The organism is Pseudomonas sp. 5P_5.1_Bac1, from assembly GCF_025466015.1.
Lineage (GTDB): Bacteria > Pseudomonadota > Gammaproteobacteria > Pseudomonadales > Pseudomonadaceae > Aquipseudomonas.
In genome coordinates, this window is the sequence record NZ_JANLNX010000055.1 from 182048 (window position 1) to 197419 (window position 15372).

General features: G+C 63.4%; 11 protein-coding genes. 2 read left to right on the plus strand and 9 right to left on the minus strand.

The window, feature by feature from the left end:
* The first annotated feature begins 211 nt into the window (after positions 1–211).
* Positions 212–1315 carry a GlxA family transcriptional regulator gene (locus NTD82_RS12065; protein WP_095156277.1) on the plus strand — a complete coding sequence of 368 codons (1104 nt, stop codon included), beginning with the start codon at positions 212–214 and terminating at the stop codon, positions 1313–1315.
* Positions 1316–1409: 94 nt separating this feature from the next.
* On the opposite strand, the gene NTD82_RS12070 is transcribed toward NTD82_RS12065, so the two are convergent.
* The 5 genes from NTD82_RS12070 to choX all read right to left on the minus strand — a co-directional run bounded on the left by NTD82_RS12070 (position 1410) and on the right by choX (position 5404).
* Positions 1410–1670, minus strand: coding sequence for a hypothetical protein (locus NTD82_RS12070; protein ID WP_095156276.1), 261 nt, complete (start codon positions 1668–1670; stop codon positions 1410–1412).
* Between the two features lie 274 nt (positions 1671–1944).
* Positions 1945–2415, minus strand: a complete 471-nt coding sequence (locus NTD82_RS12075; RefSeq protein ID WP_095156275.1) for a thioesterase family protein — start codon at positions 2413–2415, stop codon at positions 1945–1947.
* A gap of 14 nt (positions 2416–2429) precedes the next feature.
* Positions 2430–3395: an L-carnitine dehydrogenase gene (locus tag NTD82_RS12080; RefSeq protein WP_262128894.1), complete on the minus strand. Its 966-nt coding sequence runs from the start codon at positions 3393–3395 to the stop codon at positions 2430–2432.
* A gap of 16 nt (positions 3396–3411) precedes the next feature.
* Positions 3412–4296, minus strand: coding sequence for a 3-keto-5-aminohexanoate cleavage protein (locus NTD82_RS12085; RefSeq protein ID WP_095156273.1), 885 nt, complete (start codon positions 4294–4296; stop codon positions 3412–3414).
* Positions 4297–4471: 175 nt separating this feature from the next.
* A complete protein-coding gene (gene choX, locus NTD82_RS12090) occupies positions 4472–5404 on the minus strand; it encodes a choline ABC transporter substrate-binding protein (RefSeq protein WP_262128895.1) in 933 nt (310 codons plus the stop codon).
* Between the two features lie 171 nt (positions 5405–5575).
* Between choX and NTD82_RS12095 the strand changes: the two genes are divergently transcribed.
* A complete protein-coding gene (locus tag NTD82_RS12095; RefSeq protein ID WP_262128896.1) occupies positions 5576–6523 on the plus strand; it encodes a GlxA family transcriptional regulator in 948 nt (315 codons plus the stop codon).
* 1 nt (position 6524) lies between these two features.
* Here NTD82_RS12095 and tssM read toward each other — a convergent pair whose 3' ends face one another.
* Genes tssM through tssH form a run of 4 tightly spaced genes read right to left on the minus strand, consistent with a single transcriptional unit; the run spans position 6525 to position 14948 of the window.
* Entirely contained in the window at positions 6525–10202 is a 3678-nt protein-coding gene (tssM, locus tag NTD82_RS12100; RefSeq protein ID WP_262128897.1) for a type VI secretion system membrane subunit TssM, read from the minus strand.
* A 14-nt stretch (positions 10203–10216) separates the two neighbouring features.
* On the minus strand, positions 10217–11641 hold the full coding sequence (gene tssA / locus NTD82_RS12105; protein WP_262128898.1) for a type VI secretion system protein TssA: 1425 nt from the start codon (positions 11639–11641) through the stop codon (positions 10217–10219).
* On the minus strand, positions 11638–12321 hold the full coding sequence (gene vasI / locus NTD82_RS12110) for a type VI secretion system-associated protein VasI (RefSeq protein WP_262128899.1): 684 nt from the start codon (positions 12319–12321) through the stop codon (positions 11638–11640). The genes tssA and vasI overlap by 4 nt, the downstream gene beginning before the upstream one ends.
* Positions 12318–14948, minus strand: coding sequence for a type VI secretion system ATPase TssH (gene tssH, locus NTD82_RS12115; protein ID WP_262128900.1), 2631 nt, complete (start codon positions 14946–14948; stop codon positions 12318–12320). The genes vasI and tssH overlap by 4 nt, the downstream gene beginning before the upstream one ends.
* Positions 14949–15372 lie beyond the last annotated feature (424 nt).

Here is a 15372-nt window from a genome sequence, read left to right on the forward strand (position 1 = left end):
CCTGGACCGGCCCTTTCCGTTCACTGGAGCGGCTGGTCGAGGGCGCTTTTTAGACGTGTCGCGACGTCGTTTTCAGGATTTATTGAATAGCTGTTCAATTTCAGGCATGGCATTTGCGTTGAGATTGGCAAAGCCCCTGCATTCGAACCGGGGTAAATACAAAAAAGCCCGTGCCTGAGGCGCAACCTGCATTGTGTGAGGAGAGATCGCGATGACGTCGTACAACTCCGGGGCCCAACCCCAAACCCGCACGCCCCAATCCATCGGTTTCCTGCTGTTGGACAACTTCACGCTGATTTCCCTGGCATCCGCCGTTGAACCGCTGCGCATGGCCAACCAGTTGTCCGGCCGCGAGCTGTATCGCTGGCATACCCTGAGCGTGGATGGCGGCCAGGTCTGGGCCAGCGACGGTCTGCAGATCACCCCCGATGCAGCGATGCACAAGGCGCCGCCGATGGACACCGTGATCGTCTGCGGCGGCATCGGCATCCAGCGCACCGTGACCCGTGAACACGTCACCTGGCTACAGAGCCAGGCCCGCCAGTCGCGACGCCTCGGCGCGGTGTGCACCGGCAGTTGGGCGCTGGCCTGTGCCGGCCTGCTCGATGGTTTCGATTGCAGCGTGCACTGGGAATGTCTGGCGGCGATGCAGGAAGCCTTCCCGCGGGTGAGCATGAGCACCCGCCTGTTCACCCTCGACCGTAACCGCTTCACCAGCTCCGGTGGCACCGCGCCGCTGGACATGATGCTGCACCTGATCAGCCGCGATCACGGCCGCGAACTGTCGGCGGCGATTTCGGAAATGTTTGTCTACGAGCGCATCCGCAACGAACAGGATCACCAGCGTGTGCCGCTCAAGCACATGCTCGGCACCAACCAGCCGAAGCTGCAGGAAATCGTCGCGCTGATGGAAGCCAACCTTGAAGAGCCAATCGACCTGGACGAACTGGCGGTGTACGTCTCGGTATCGCGGCGCCAGCTCGAACGGCTGTTCCAGAAATACCTGCACTGCTCGCCGTCGCGCTACTACCTCAAGCTGCGCCTGATCCGCGCGCGGCAGTTGCTCAAGCAGACGCCGATGTCGATCATCGAAGTGGCGTCGGTGTGCGGGTTCGTCTCCACGCCGCACTTCTCCAAGTGCTACCGCGAGTACTTCGGCATTCCGCCGCGGGATGAGCGTGTGGGTTCCAATACGGCCCAGCAGGTGGCGATGATGCCGATCCCGCAGGCGCTGGTGCTCTCGCCGCTGGCGGGGCCGATGGCGGCGTTGAGCCAGGCGCGGAACGAGTCGACGTTTGCGAGTGTGAGGTTGTAAGAGCGAGCTTGCTCGCGATTCTCTTGGGGCCGCTGGCCCCATCGCGAGCAAGCTCGCTCCTACAGGTCTGGAGTGGCTTGTGGAGCGACTTCGATTACCGATGAGCCGCCTTGAACTCCGCCAGCGCCGGCAACAACTGCTTTTCAATCGCCTGACGTACCGCCGGCAAGATCGTCGCGCTGCCGGTGTACATCTGCTCGACCATTCCTTTCAGCGCCTTGGCCTGTGGCTCGCTCAGTCCGCGCACCGCGTGCTCGCACGCCTGTTCGGCGCTGACCCCGGAAGGTGTTTCGAAACCGAGGGCGCGCAGGTGCCCAACCAAGTCGTCCTGATCAATCAAATCCGCGTGCATCATGGCGTTAGTCCTTGTGGCAGGTGAGATCGTGGATCGATTCTGGAAGCGCTCGGCGAGCGCGGCAAGGGCAGATTGTCGCGATGGCCGCATTACCTATGAACAGGTCGTTTTCGGCAATATTGCGTGACGCGGGAGTGTGCACACTGAGGCCATGCACAGGTTGAGGGCGGTTTGGTCACCGGTCTTCTGGCAGCAGGTAATTTGCTCACTCTTCGCCCCGGACGCGTCACGGCTATCCGGGGCTGTTTTTTTGGGCGGTTGAAACCAGAGGAACTCAGCCCGGCAGCCCGATCACCCGCCCGACAAACTCCGCCGCCGGCAGATCCGCCTGCTCCGCGACGATCCCCCGCAACCGCTCCACCACCTCCTCGGCAAAGGGCGCCGATTTCGGCCCCGCCAGGTCCACATGCAGCAGCATCTGTTCATTGGCCGCCAGCGCCGGCTCGAAGCCTTCACGGTGCAGGCTGTGATAGAGGTGCAGGCGCTTGCGGTCGAAGCCGATCACTTGCGTGTTCACCCACACCGGCGTCCCCAGCTTCACCTCATGCAGGTAGTTCAGGTGGCATTCCAGGGTGAACAGCGAATGCCCCGTGGCATCGCGGTTGGCGCCGTCCAGGCCGATGCGCTCCATGAACGCATCGGTGGCGTAGCTGAAGATCAGCAGGTAGAAGGCATCGCGCAGATGCCCGTTGTAATCCACCCAGTCTTCCAGCACCGGGGTCTGGTAAGTCAGCAAGGCAGGCATCGCGTTTCTCCGGGTCAGTCGCTGAACGTCATGCCGTGGCGGGCCTTGGTGGTTTTTACCGCGTCCAGCACCGCCAGCAGGCAGTCATCACGATAGCGCTCCAGCGAGGCAATGCTGCGCTCGCCGCGCTGGTCGGTGGTGCCATCCACCACGGCGTCGATCAGTTCATCGGTCAGCGCCGGGGCGGGCAGGTAGGTCCACGGCAGTTGCAGCGCCGGGCCGAACTGCGCCATGAAGTGGCGCATGCCAGCATCGCCACCGGCCAGGGTGTAGGTCAGGAAGGTGCCCATGAACGACCAGCGCAGACCAGCGCCGAAGCGGATCGCGTCGTCGATCTCGCCGGTGGTGGCCACGCCATCGTTGACCAGGTGCAGCGCCTCGCGCCACAGCGCTTCGAGCAGGCGGTCGGCGATGAACCCGGGGACTTCCTTGCGCACGTGCAACGGTTGCATGCCGAGGGCGCTGTAGACCTGTTTTGCTGCTTCGATAGCCTCGGGCGCGGTGTTCCGGCCGCCGACGATTTCCACCAGCGGCAGCAGGTACACCGGGTTGAACGGATGGCCGACCACGCAGCGCTCGGGATGGATGGACGACTCATAGAACTCGCTGGGCAACAGCCCCGAGGTGCTGGAGGCGATCAGTGCATCGGGCTTGGCTGCGGCGCTGATCTGGCCGTGCAGGTCGAGCTTGAGTTCCAGCCGCTCTGGCGCGCTTTCCTGGATAAAATCGGCGTCGCGCACGCATTCCTCAATGGTCGCCACGAAACGCAGCCGCTCCTGCGAGGCGCCGGGCGCCAGGCCTTGTTTCTCCAGCGCAGGCCAGGCGTTGGCGATGCGTTTGCGCAGAGCCTGCTCGGCGCCGGGCGCCGGGTCCCAGGCCACTACGTCGAGGCCGTTGGCCAAGGCGCGGGCGACCCAGCCGCTGCCGATCACGCCGCTGCCCAGGGCCGCGAAAGTTTTGATATCAGTGATAAAGCGCATGTGTGGCTCCTGTGGATCAGCGACGGGTCAGGTTCATTTTGGCGCGGCCTTCGGCGGGGGTCAGAACCCGCGCGCCCAGGCGGTGAAGGATCTCGGCGGCGCGCTCCACCAGTTGGCCGTTGCTGGCCAGCACGCCTTTCTCCAGCCACAGGTTGTCTTCCAGGCCGACCCGCACGTTGCCGCCCAGCAGCACCGCCTGTGCGGCCATCGGCATCTGCATGCGACCGATGCCGAACCCGGCCCAGGTCGCGCCTGGCGGCAGGTTGTCGACCATGGCTTTCATGGTGGTGGTGTCCGCCGGCGCGCCCCACGGGATGCCCAGGCAAAGCTGGAACAGCGGGTCGTCCAGCAGGCCTTCCTTGATCATCTGCTTGGCGAACCACAGGTGGCCGGTGTCGAAGATTTCCAGCTCGGCTTTCACGCCCAGTTCGGTGATGCGCTTGGCGCCGGCGCGCAGTTGGCTCGGGGTGGAAACATAGATGCTGTTGCCGTCGCCGAAGTTGAGGGTGCCGCAGTCCAGGGTGCAGATTTCCGGCAGCAATGCTTCGACGTGGGCCAGACGCTCCAGTGGGCCGATGAGGTCGGTGCCGGGGCCGAATTCCATGGGCATTTCGCCGGGGCCGATCTCCAGGTCGCCGCCCATGCCGGCGGTGAGGTTGACGATGATGTCCACGTCCGACTCGCGGATGCGTTCCATCACTTCGCGGTAGAGCGCCACATCGCGGCTGAAGCGGCCGGTCTCGGGATCGCGGACGTGGCAGTGGACCACGGTGGCGCCGGCCTTGGCGGCTTCCACCGCGGCGGCGGCGATCTGCTTCGGCGTGACCGGGACCAGGTGGCTTTTGCTGGCGGTGTCGCCGGCGCCGGTGAGGGCGCAGGTGATGATGACGTCGTGGTTCATTGCGGGGTTCCTTGGGGCGTGTCTGTCTGGTTCGTGGCCTGGGTGGGCGACGAAAAATCATGGGTGTCGCGTAGCACTTCTTTAGGAGCGAGCTTGCTTGCGATGGCTGTGTCGCGGGCTGTGTGAGGGCCTCATCGCGAGCACGCTCGCTCCTGCAGGGAAGGACGGCGGGGTCTCAGTTGGCGGTGAGCTTGAGGTTCTCAGCGGCGGGTTGCCCGTCCAGCGTGGTCACCCCTTCAAGCCAGCGGGCCTTGTCCTCGGGATGGTCCTTGAGCCACTGCCGCGCCGACTCCAGCGCGTCCTTGTGGTCCAGCAGCGGTTGCATCATCCGGCTCTCGGCTTCGGCGCTGAAGGTCAGGTTGCTCAGCAGGCGGCTGACGTTCGGGCAGCGGCTGGCGTAGTCCGGCGCGGTGACGGTCCACACCGTGGCGCGGCCTTCATCCGGGCCCAGGGCGTCTTCGCTGCCGCTCAGGTAGGCCATGTCGACATTCACGTTCATCGGATGCGGCGCCCAGCCGAAGAACACCACGGCTTCCTTGCGCCGCACGGCGCGATCGACCGCCGCGAGCATGCCGGCCTCGCTGGACTCCACCAGCTGGAATTTGCCCAGGCCGAACTGGTTCTTGGCGATCATCGCCTTGATCTGGGTATTGGCCCCGGAACCCGGCTCGATGCCGTAGATCTTGCCGCCCAATTCCTTCTCGAACTTGTGGATGTCGGCAAAGGTTTTCAGGCCCTTGTCGGCCAGGTATTTCGGTACGGCAAGGGTGGCGCGGGCGTCGTTCAGACTGGGGGTGTCGAGCACCTTGACCTGGCCTGCGTCGACGAACGGGGTGATGGTCTGGGTCATGATCGGGTTCCAGTAGCCCAGGAACAGGTCCAGTCGCTGGTCACGGATACCGGCGAAGATGATCTGTTGCGAGGCACTGGTCTGTTTGGTCTGGTAGCCGAGGCCGTCCAGCAGCACCTGGGTCATGGCGCTGGTGGCCATCACGTCGGTCCAGTTGACGACGCCCAGGCGGACGTTCTTGCAGACGGCCGGCTCGGCGGCCAGTGCGTTGGTGCTGAGGATTGCGGTACCGACGAGCATCAGCAACGATCTGTACATGGTGGCTCCTCCAACGGCAGTTCTAATTGTTATAGGGATGCGGCTTCTGCGAGCCGTGGTGCTCAAATTACGCGGGCTTCAGCGTAGAAAATCGCACTGTGGCGACCGGCGCTTGCACAGCGGCGACCTGCGCGGTATTAACCGCACTTCCCTGGCTGTCGAGTCGCCACTATGTCCCAGGATTTCCACTTTCTGCTGTTGCCCGGATTCTCCGCGCTGGGTTTCATTTCGGCGCTGGAGCCGCTGCGGGTGGCCAACCGTTTCCGCGCCGGGCTGTATCGCTGGCGGGTGCTGAGCCTGGACGGCGGGGCGGTGCTGGCGAGCAACGGCATGTCGGTCAACGCCGACGGTCCGCTGGAGCCGCTGGGCAAAGGCGCGACGCTGCTGGTGGTGGCGGGTTTCGAGCCGCTGCAGAGCTACGGCCCGACGCTGGCGCACTGGTTGCGCAAGCTCGATCACGACGGCGTGGTGCTCGGGGGCATCGACACCGGCACGCTGGTGCTGGCCGAGGCCGGGCTGCTCGACGGCCACCGGGTGACCTTGCACTGGGAGGCGCTGGACGCGTTCAAGGAGCGGTATCCGCGTTTGGAGGCGACGCAGGAGCTGTTCGAAGTGGACCGTCGCCGCATCACCTCGGCGGGCGGCACCGCGTCCATTGACCTGATGCTCGACCTGATCGGCCAGGCCCATGGCCCCGAGTTGGCGATCCAGGTGTCGGAACAGTTCGTGCTCGGGCGCATCCGTCCGCGCCAGGACCACCAGCGCATGCAGATTGCCTCGCGCTACGGCATCAGCAACAGCAAGCTGGTGCAGGTGATCGGCGCGATGGAACGCAATACCGAGGTGCCGCTGAACACCCTCGACCTGGCCGGGTCGGTGCAGGTCAGCCGGCGCCAACTGGAGCGGCTGTTCCGCCTGTACCTGAACGACACGCCCAGCGGCTTTTACCTGCGCTTGCGCCTGGACAAGGCGCGGCAACTGCTGCGCCAGACCGAGATGAGCGTGCTGGAGGTGAGCATCGCCTGCGGCTTCGACTCACCGTCGTATTTCACCCGCAGTTATCGGGCGCGGTTTCAGCGGTGCCCGCGGGAGGACCGGCGGGCTGTCAGTGGTGGGTGATCTACAGCCCGTCCTGCAACAACTTCAGCGGCAAAGCAAAGCCCTTGAACAGCGGCTGGGTGAACGGGTTGTTGGCTTTCTCCGTACTGATGCGGTAACGCATGCTGCCGTCCGGCGCGGAGAAACTGAGGTCCACGCTGGTGCTGGTGGTGCCGTTCAGTCGCGCCTGGCTCAGCAGTCGATAAAGCGACCAGGGCCCGCGATAGACCAGGCCGCTGCTGCTGCCGCCAGCATTGACGAGGCTCATGCGGCTTTCGTTGTTGGGGGCCAGGGTGTTGGGCCAGATCAGCGCCGTGCTGGTCGTCGGGCCATGGTTGTAGGTGACCAGTTGTCCTTCGACGCTGAGCGAGCTGCTGCGTTTGTTGGGCGCCAGGCCCAAGGGCTCGATATAGAACTGCACGCCGAGTAACCCGCGACTGTTGAAGAAGGCATCGCGGATGCGATCGGCCGACTCCAGCCGGGTTTGCACGTCGGCCCGCACCAGGTAGCCGCCGAGGCGCTCGGAGTAGAGGGCCTCCAGGTTTTCTTCGAGAAACAGGTTGAGGTACTCCACGCGGAATTGCTGTAGCCGACCCTGTGGACCGAAGAACGCGGTGAAGTCTTCCAGCGAAACCTCCTCCCGGCTGGTGGGGTTGAATGGATAGCGATCAGCCAGCCGCTCGCGGTAGAAGCGATGGATGTCGTTATCCCAGCGCCGCTCCAGCTCGCGCAGCGCTTCCACCAGAATCACCCGCGAGGACTCATTGGCCAGCTTGGCCACCTGGCGGTTCATCGGCTCGGGCAGGCCAGCGGCAACTCGCTGCAGGTTGGCGATGGGGTCGGGGCCTTTCAGCGAGAAGCGCTCCACAACCATGGCGAGCGCAGCCTTACCGCGGTCGGGACTGTCGTGCACCAAGCGGACCTTTTCCTGCACGCTGCCAATTGCCAGCATCGTTTCCTCCAGGTAGGACGCTCGTTCTCCTCGGGCTTCAAGCAGTTGGGTCAATGGCGTGAAGGCGCGCACGATTTCCAGGGTCATTGGTGTCTGAGTGGCATCAGCACTGACCTCGGCCACCTGATCAGTCCGTGTCGCAGCCTTATCGATCAGATTCGCCGTGCCGCTGGCGGGAACGGGTCTGACGCCAAACTCACTGTTATCGCGCACTGTTTCGACCAGGCGGCGCAGCGGATCGGCCGGGCCTGTGATGCTGCCCAGGATGCTGACGGCGTCGGTGATGTCGTGGAAGTCGCGGACCTCTAGCTGGCTGAGGTTGCGCCGCCAGGTGTCGACGTAGGCGCGGCTGTAGATCGCGCGGATTCGCTCGGCCAGGATGGTTTTATCAGCCTGCGAATAATCAATTCCGCTGCGCTCGCCCAAGGCCCATTGGTCGACCATCGCCAGCTCGGTGAGGCCCTCGTTGTGTTGGGCGAAGTAGCTGCGATAGCCACTGGCGGTCAGCAGGGCATCGATGCGTCCGTCGGCAGAAAGAGACTCCCCTTCAGGCCCCTCCACCGTTTCCGGCTCGGTCTGGTAGACGATATCGAAGGCCGGGCCGATTTCATTGCGCAGATCCAAGGGCGAACGCAGGGACGCACCGGCCTCCTGGCGCATGGTCATGTACACCCGCTCTGGCAAGGGAATCTGCTGCAGGTGCCGCTGAACCACGGCAACCCGATCGTGATAGTTCGGGAGCTGTGTGTCGGCGTACTTCATGGCGTATTCCAGATGCCGCATCAATGCGCGCTGGGTGCCGTCGTTGCCCGGGAACGCTCGCTGCCAGTAGGCCGCCATCCATCCTTCCACCACCGGCGCGCGGCGATTGGGGCGGTCTTCGATCATTCGGTAAACACGCAGGGCCGCCAGTTGAGCGTCACCCTCGATGTCGGCACCGTCCAGTGCTTCCATGACGCCGCTGGCCAATGCCGGCAGAAAACGCTGAGAGAGTAACGCCAGGTAGGCTTCATCGACCTTGGGGCCTATCGCTCGGCCCTGATACAGGCCCATGTTTGCTACAAGTGGCCAGGCATCGCGGTAGTCGCCATAGACGGCGACCGCGTTGCTGATCTGGTCCAGTGGCTGCAACAGGTTGTGTCCGGTTGGGTCCAGCGTGCCGTCGATGGCGCTGGCGCTGAAGTCGCGGCTGCGCTCCATGACACTCGAGGCCTTGTCGCGGTTGACGGTGTAATAGTGGTGCCAGCCGCCGATGATCATCAGGCTGCCCAGCGAGGCAATGCCGAAATGCAGGGCGAGGGCGTGTTTCTTCTGTCTCAGGACACGAGGGTTGTCGCCGGCCAGGCCTGATTCGGGATAGATGACGCGCTGGAACAGTTGCAGGGCAAAATAGACCATTGCCCGCCCGCTGGGGTGCATCGTGTTGGCCGACTCGCGCAGGCCGTAAGTCTTGGCCGCCGATGTCACGAAGGCGTTATTGAGCACACCTTGCTGATACACCGAAGAGAAGAACACGCCGCGTGGCAAGGATGGCGTGGCGAAGCGATCACTGCCCATCACATCCGCAAGGAAGTCCAGCAGCACCGAGCGCAGACCGGACATTTGCCGCACCAGCGAGTACAGGGACTCGCGCTGCGACGTTTCGCCGACATCCGCCATGGCGTCGAAGACCTGCTCGTTCAGGCGGTCGAGGAAGCTGTCGTAGCGCACGCCCAGCTCCTCGAGCCACGCGTCGTAGTCTCGTACCGAATCCAGGGTGAAGGTGAAGCCGAAAATATCCTCGCGCGCCGACTTGGGCAGGCGGGCGAACAAGGGCTCGAAGCCTTCGAGCAGGTCGAACTTGCTGAGCACGACATACAGCGGCGGGCGCGTGCCCAGTTCGCGGCTGAGTTCGATCAGTCTTGCCCGCAGCAACATGGCCAGGGCTTTGCGGTCGCTGGGTTTCTGGTTCAGCAAGGTCACCAGGCTGACCATCAGGACGACGCCATTCAGCGGCCGGCGGCTGCGATTGCGCCCCAGCCAGCTGACGAAACTGTTCCAAAGGCGCGAATGGAGGTCTTCCGGCAACCCGGCGGTGGCGCGTCGCAGCGAAGTATCCCGGTCGACAGGGTCCGGGTCCGGTACGTCCTTTTCTTGCGGGTTTGCTGCAACCCGCGGCTGGCTGATGATCTCGCCAGGAGGGTCGATGAGCACCGCCTGGTCGCCGATGCACCAGTCAATCGGGTAGAGCCTGTCCGGGTCTTCCTGTGTGCGCCAACTTCCCGCTTTCATCTCTCCCGTCAGGGAGAAGCTCGGGTTGGAGCGGTTGACGAAGCTGGTCTTGCCCGAGTTTTCCTGCCCGAGAACCAGATACCAGGGCATCTGGTACAAGGCATTGCGGCCTTTGAGGTTGGATTGGAGCAGTGCAAGGCTGCGGTCGAGGTCGCGTTCCTGCGCTTCGATGTAGCGCAGGCAGCTATCGGTCTGCACTTCCTGATCATGTTTGCGTTCCGCCTCCAATAGCCGAGTGTGCCGACGCAGGTGAAGCGCCCAACCCAGCAACGGAATCACCAGCAACACGATCGTGGCCAGGAACCTCGCGGTCAGGTTGCCGAGGGGCTGCCGCTCGGCAACGGTCCACAGCGGGCCGAGCCACCAGATGGCAATCACGGCCATTGCCAGGGCCAGCAGCATGAGCGGCATGCCGGGCTTGACCCAGCGCAGAACGGGCCGGCCGTATTGTTGCAAGTTGGACCAGATGTTCCTCAAGGCAATGCTCCTGTTCAATTCTTGTGTTCTTCGCCAGCCGGCGCGTGCCGCACCAGCAACGCGTAGAGTTCCGGTTCCCACGCCCGGGTGGAGGCGCTGTTCATGACGCTGTGGGCTCGGGCATACAAACCTTCGGCGAGCCAGGCCAGCCCACGGGAGGCGAGCAGTTCGGCCGCGATGGCCATGACATGACAGCCATGTCTCACATCGGCCTTGTGCTGCTGGAGTGCTTCCAGGCGCCGCAGCATCGACTCCACGCCTGTGGAGTCGAGCAGCGCATTCAGTTCGTCTCGCAGTGCCGGGTATTCCAGGCCGGAGCCGGTTTCGCTGTTCTGCGCGGCACCGCTCAGCCAGGCTTGGGTGTCGTCATCGATGAAGGGGCGGCCATCGGCGAATTCCAGCGTGGTCAAGGCCGGCAGGCGGGTCACGAAGCGTTCGCTGGCCTGGCGTATGGCCTCGGCTACCCGTGGCATGTCCAGCTTGCGAGCGGTGCCGGCGGACAGGAAGCTGCCGCGGAGCCAGTACGGTGACGAGGCAACGCTGCGTTCGATCTGTTGCAAGAGGGTCGGGCCGACGCTGTTGGTTGTCAGGGCTTCGGCGTAGCTGTCGGCAACATCCCGTGGGACAGCCATCAATTCTGTGCGGTTGTCCTTGGTCGCCGAGGGCACCTGTGTCAGGTGTGACCACAGGGCGAACCGGCGCAGCAGATAGCCGGTCGGGTCATAGGCATCCTGCTGATTGATGATCTCGGCGGCCGAAAGCAGTGAACGGCGATTCTCCCGTCCATTGCCCGGATTGGACTGCAGGGGAACGAGGAGCGTATCGGCCAGCGCCTCGCTTCTGGAGGGCAGGTAGACGGGGTGTTCGGCCAGCTCCGGCGCGCGGGTGGCTTCGGTGTGCTGTCGCAGATTGCTTTCCAGTCTGCTTAGCTCCGGAACATCCAGCCCGGCCAGAGAGGCATTTGCCTGGAGGTTGTCGAGTGCCTGCTGGCCCGCCTTGAAGAAATCTTCGGCGTAGCCTTTGCGGTCCAGCCTGGGCAGGGCCTCGCTCAGTCGCTCCAGATATTGCTCAACCAGGCGACGCTTGCTTGAGTAACCTGCGGCGCCCGGCTTGGGGTGACCTGTTTCCCAATATTTCTCCACCATGCCGGCCAGTACGCCTGCGGCTTCGGCCCAGCCCCGCCAACTGTCCGTTCGCAGGTGTACCGTTATCAGGTGGCCGGCGATGCGAAAGTGTTTGCAGTGGTTGCTCAGGTACTGCCGGGCACTCTGGTCAACGAGGTTCCAATCGATGGTCCGTTCCTGCAGGCCGCCGAGCTTGATCATTTCATGATCGATGTCCTGGAACAGCGGGTTCTCTTCATCGAACGTACCCGCAGGCTGGCGCTCATCCAGCGGCGTCAGCAGCGCCTTGAGGTCGAGCGGGGGAGGCTGCCTCACCACTGACACGCCTCGCGTTGTCTCGACATCTGTTCGGCCAGCGCGCTGGCATCGAAACGCATGCCATCGAACGGACCGTGATTGCTCTCGACTTGCAGCAGTTGCGCTGGACGGGTCAGGTGCCGCAACTGCTCGATGGCCACCAGCCCACGGCCGGCGTCGCTAACCGTGCCGTCTTCCAGCACTTGCCAGGGACGGGTAGGCGTAATCGGTGTGCCATCCAGCAGAAGCCTGATGGTGATGTGGTTCACCGGCAGTGGGTCGGCGCTCAGCAACTGCAGCCGGGATATGTTCGACAGGCAACTGATCGCCAGATAGGTTTCGGCGGCAGTACCGCTCAGCGCGGGTGCGGAAATCACCACTTTGCTCTGCCCAGGCAGGGCATCCGCGCTACGGGTGATCCTCGAGACGGTCTCCTCCGGGCGCCTTCCTGCCTCATTGGCGTTGACCAGGCGCGTGATGTGTGGCGCCTGTACCACCGGCTCGGCAACGGACGCGGTTGCCGGAGGTTGCTGTGGCGGATAAGTGGGTGGCGTTTCGGCTACGGCATCGAAGCAGGCGAGGCGCTCGAGCGCGGAGGTAATTCGGGTGCAGTCAGGTCCTGCTGCCGTGGTGGGCTCACTGCTATCGCAGCCAGCCAGAATCACCGCCGCCAGCACTGTCAGTCTCATCAGCTTCATGTGAGGGAACCCTTCCGTTCGGAAGTCAGGCCGCCGGCCTGGAGCTGTTCAGGCAGAAGTGGCGTCAACGTTGCCGCGAACGCACCATCGGCCCAGCTCAGTTCCGCATGCTGGATTTTTTCCCCGCGAGACAGTCGTTGCAGTACGGCCAGTGACAAGGGGGGGAGCAACTCGCCATCGATGATCGCATCGAGCATGCGCGCTCCATTTCGATGCCGCGCACAACGTGTCCGCAGCTCATTGCGCGCGGCATCGGTGATTGCCAGCGTGGCTTCGTGGCGTTGCTGAAGCTGCTGTTCCAGTCGTTGCAGACGGCCGTCGATGATTTCGGCGAGTACGTCCTCGTTCAGGTAGCTATACGGAACGATCTGCATACGGGCCAGCAACGCCGGCTTGAAAAAGCCCATGAGCCGCTGGCGCAGCACATCGCCTTCCAGGTCTTGCAGTGACTCATCGTCCTGATCGAAGCCCAGGTTGGAGGTCAGGAAGAACAGCACGTTCTGACAGTCGATGCGCCGGCCCTCGCCATCGTTCAGCTCGCCCTTGTCGAAGGCCTGGTAGAACAGGTCGAGCACTTCCGGATGGGCTTTTTCCACCTCATCGAGCAGCACCACCGAATAGGGTTGCTTGCGAATGGCTTCGGTGAGAACGCCCCCCTCGCCATAGCCGACATAGCCAGGCGGAGCACCCAGCAGGCGAGATACGGTGAATTTCTCCTGGTACTCGGACATGTTGATGGTGGTCAGGAACTGTTCACCACCGAAGAGCACGTTCGCCACCGCCAGGGCGGTTTCCGTCTTGCCGACGCCACTGGGGCCCACCAGCAGGAAGGCGCCCATCGGCGTGCCTGGGCGGCGCAGGTCTGCCAGCGCGGTGAGCAGGCGTCGGTGCAGGATTCCAAGGGCAGCGTCCTGGCCTTTGATGCGGTTTTTCAGGTTCGACGGCAAGCTTTCCAGACGCGCCATCTGGTCGCTGCTGATCGTGGTGGCCGGAATGCCCGTCCAGTCGGCAATCACCTGGGCTATCTGTTCAGCACCGACATCGGCGTGCACCAAGGCGCCTGCACGCTGGAGCTTGCTCAACTGTGCGACCTTTTCGGCCAGCACCCCGGTAACAGCCTCGTCGTCGTTGCCAGCCCGAAGGGCAACGATTTCGTCCACCAGTGCTTTCTGTTGTTCCCATGCCTGGCGCAGTTGCCCGGTGTTATCCAGCATGTCCTCGCGGGCCGTGGCCAGCGCTTCCAGCCGGCCCGGGGTGATCGCTCGGCCAGCCTTGCCGTCGCGTATCAGTTGGGCGGATTCGGCGTCGATCTGTCGGAGTTCGTTCTCCAGTGCGTTGAGTCGCCTTGGCGGTTCGGCCAGCGCAGACGCGACGCGGGCACAGGCGGTGTCGAGCACGTCGATGGCCTTGTCCGGCAACTGCCGTCCAGAGAGGTAGCGGCTCGACAGGGCGGCGGCGGCTTGCAGCGCGTCATCGCCGATGAACACCTGATGCGATGCTTCGTAGACGGGGCGCAAGCCACGCAGGATGTGCACGGCCTGCTCAGGGGTGGGTGACTCCAGCTTGACCAACTGGAAGCGACGGGTCAGGGCGGGGTCCTTCTCGAAGTATTTCTTGTACTCCGACCAGGTCGTAGCGGCGATGGTACGCAGCTCGCCTCGTGCGAGCGCCGGCTTCAGCAGGTTTGCCGCGTCGCTGCCGCCGGCGAGGTTGCCGGCGCCGATCAGGGTGTGGGCCTCATCGATGAACAGGATGATCGGCCGGGCGGCGCCCTTGACCTCGTCGATGACCGCCTTCAGGCGTTTTTCGAACTCACCCTTCACGGCAGCGCCTGCCTGCAGGGCGCCCAGGTCCAGCCCCCACAGTTCGACCCTGCGCAGCGGCTCGGGCACGCGGCCCTGCACGATCCGCAAGGCGAGGCCTTCTACCACCGCGCTCTTGCCGACGCCCGCATCGCCCACCACGATGGGGTTGTTCTTGCGCCGGCGCGAAAGGATATCGATCATCAGATCCATCTCGGCATCGCGGCACAGCACCGGGTCCATGCGTCCTTCGCGCGCCTGGGCGGTGAAGTTGTGGCCGAACCTGGCCAGTGCACTGTCGTCGCCTGGCGTTGCTGCCGATGCCTGCGGTTGCGCCGCGGCCTGCAGCGTTTCCGCCGAGGCTGCCAACTGCGCCGCAAAGCGTTTGCGCAATGATTCGCGGTTGACCGCGTCGAGCAGGCGGATGGCCGCCAGAGGCAGGTAGCGTGCGGGACTGAGCAAGGCCGCCAGGAAGACCGCGCCGCTGCGTATGTGCGGTTGCCCCAGCTCTACCGAACTGAGCAGCCAGGCATCTTGTAAAACCTCGACAAGAAGAGGGGAGAAGGACGGGTACTGGCTGCGGCCTGAATCACGGTCTTCGAAGCCGCTGGACAGGGCATGCCGCACGGCATCGACATCAAGACCTGCGCCGGCGATCGTGACGCGGACGTCGCAGGCAGGCTGTCCGAGGAATGCCGTCAGCAAATGCATAACGGTCACTTCCGCGCCGCCCTGGTCGATGCACAGGTTTCCTGCTTCCTCCAGCGCCTGCCGGCAGCAGGGACTGAGACGTTCTAATAGCGCAGCCGGATCAACCGTGATCATTTGTGTAGTTCACCTTTAGATAAGCAGGAAGTACGTCCTTGTTGCGCGCCAGCCCATTCTGTGGGGCGTACCGGTTGTCCCGAGTGTCACTTGGTTTTTATTGAAAAAGTGCATCGAAACTAGAGGTGCGCAACGACCTGAAAAGAAAGCATTAAAGTTAATTACTTGTATATAGGAATATTCCGATAGGGCTTTGTAAGCTTTCTACTAGTTTGTTACTTAAAATTTGAAGGCATTTCCTCGTGATAATGAGGAAATTTCCTATTTTATTGCTGTTTGGCCTTGTTCTAGTCTTGGCGCTGTTTTGAATTGAGGCGAGTTCGTTGGCGTTGCTCCGGCAGTGGTGCGGAGCGAAATGGTCAATCTATTCATGAGCTAGATGATTTCTATGTGACTCGATGAGCTCATCGGAGCGCCGCGTTTC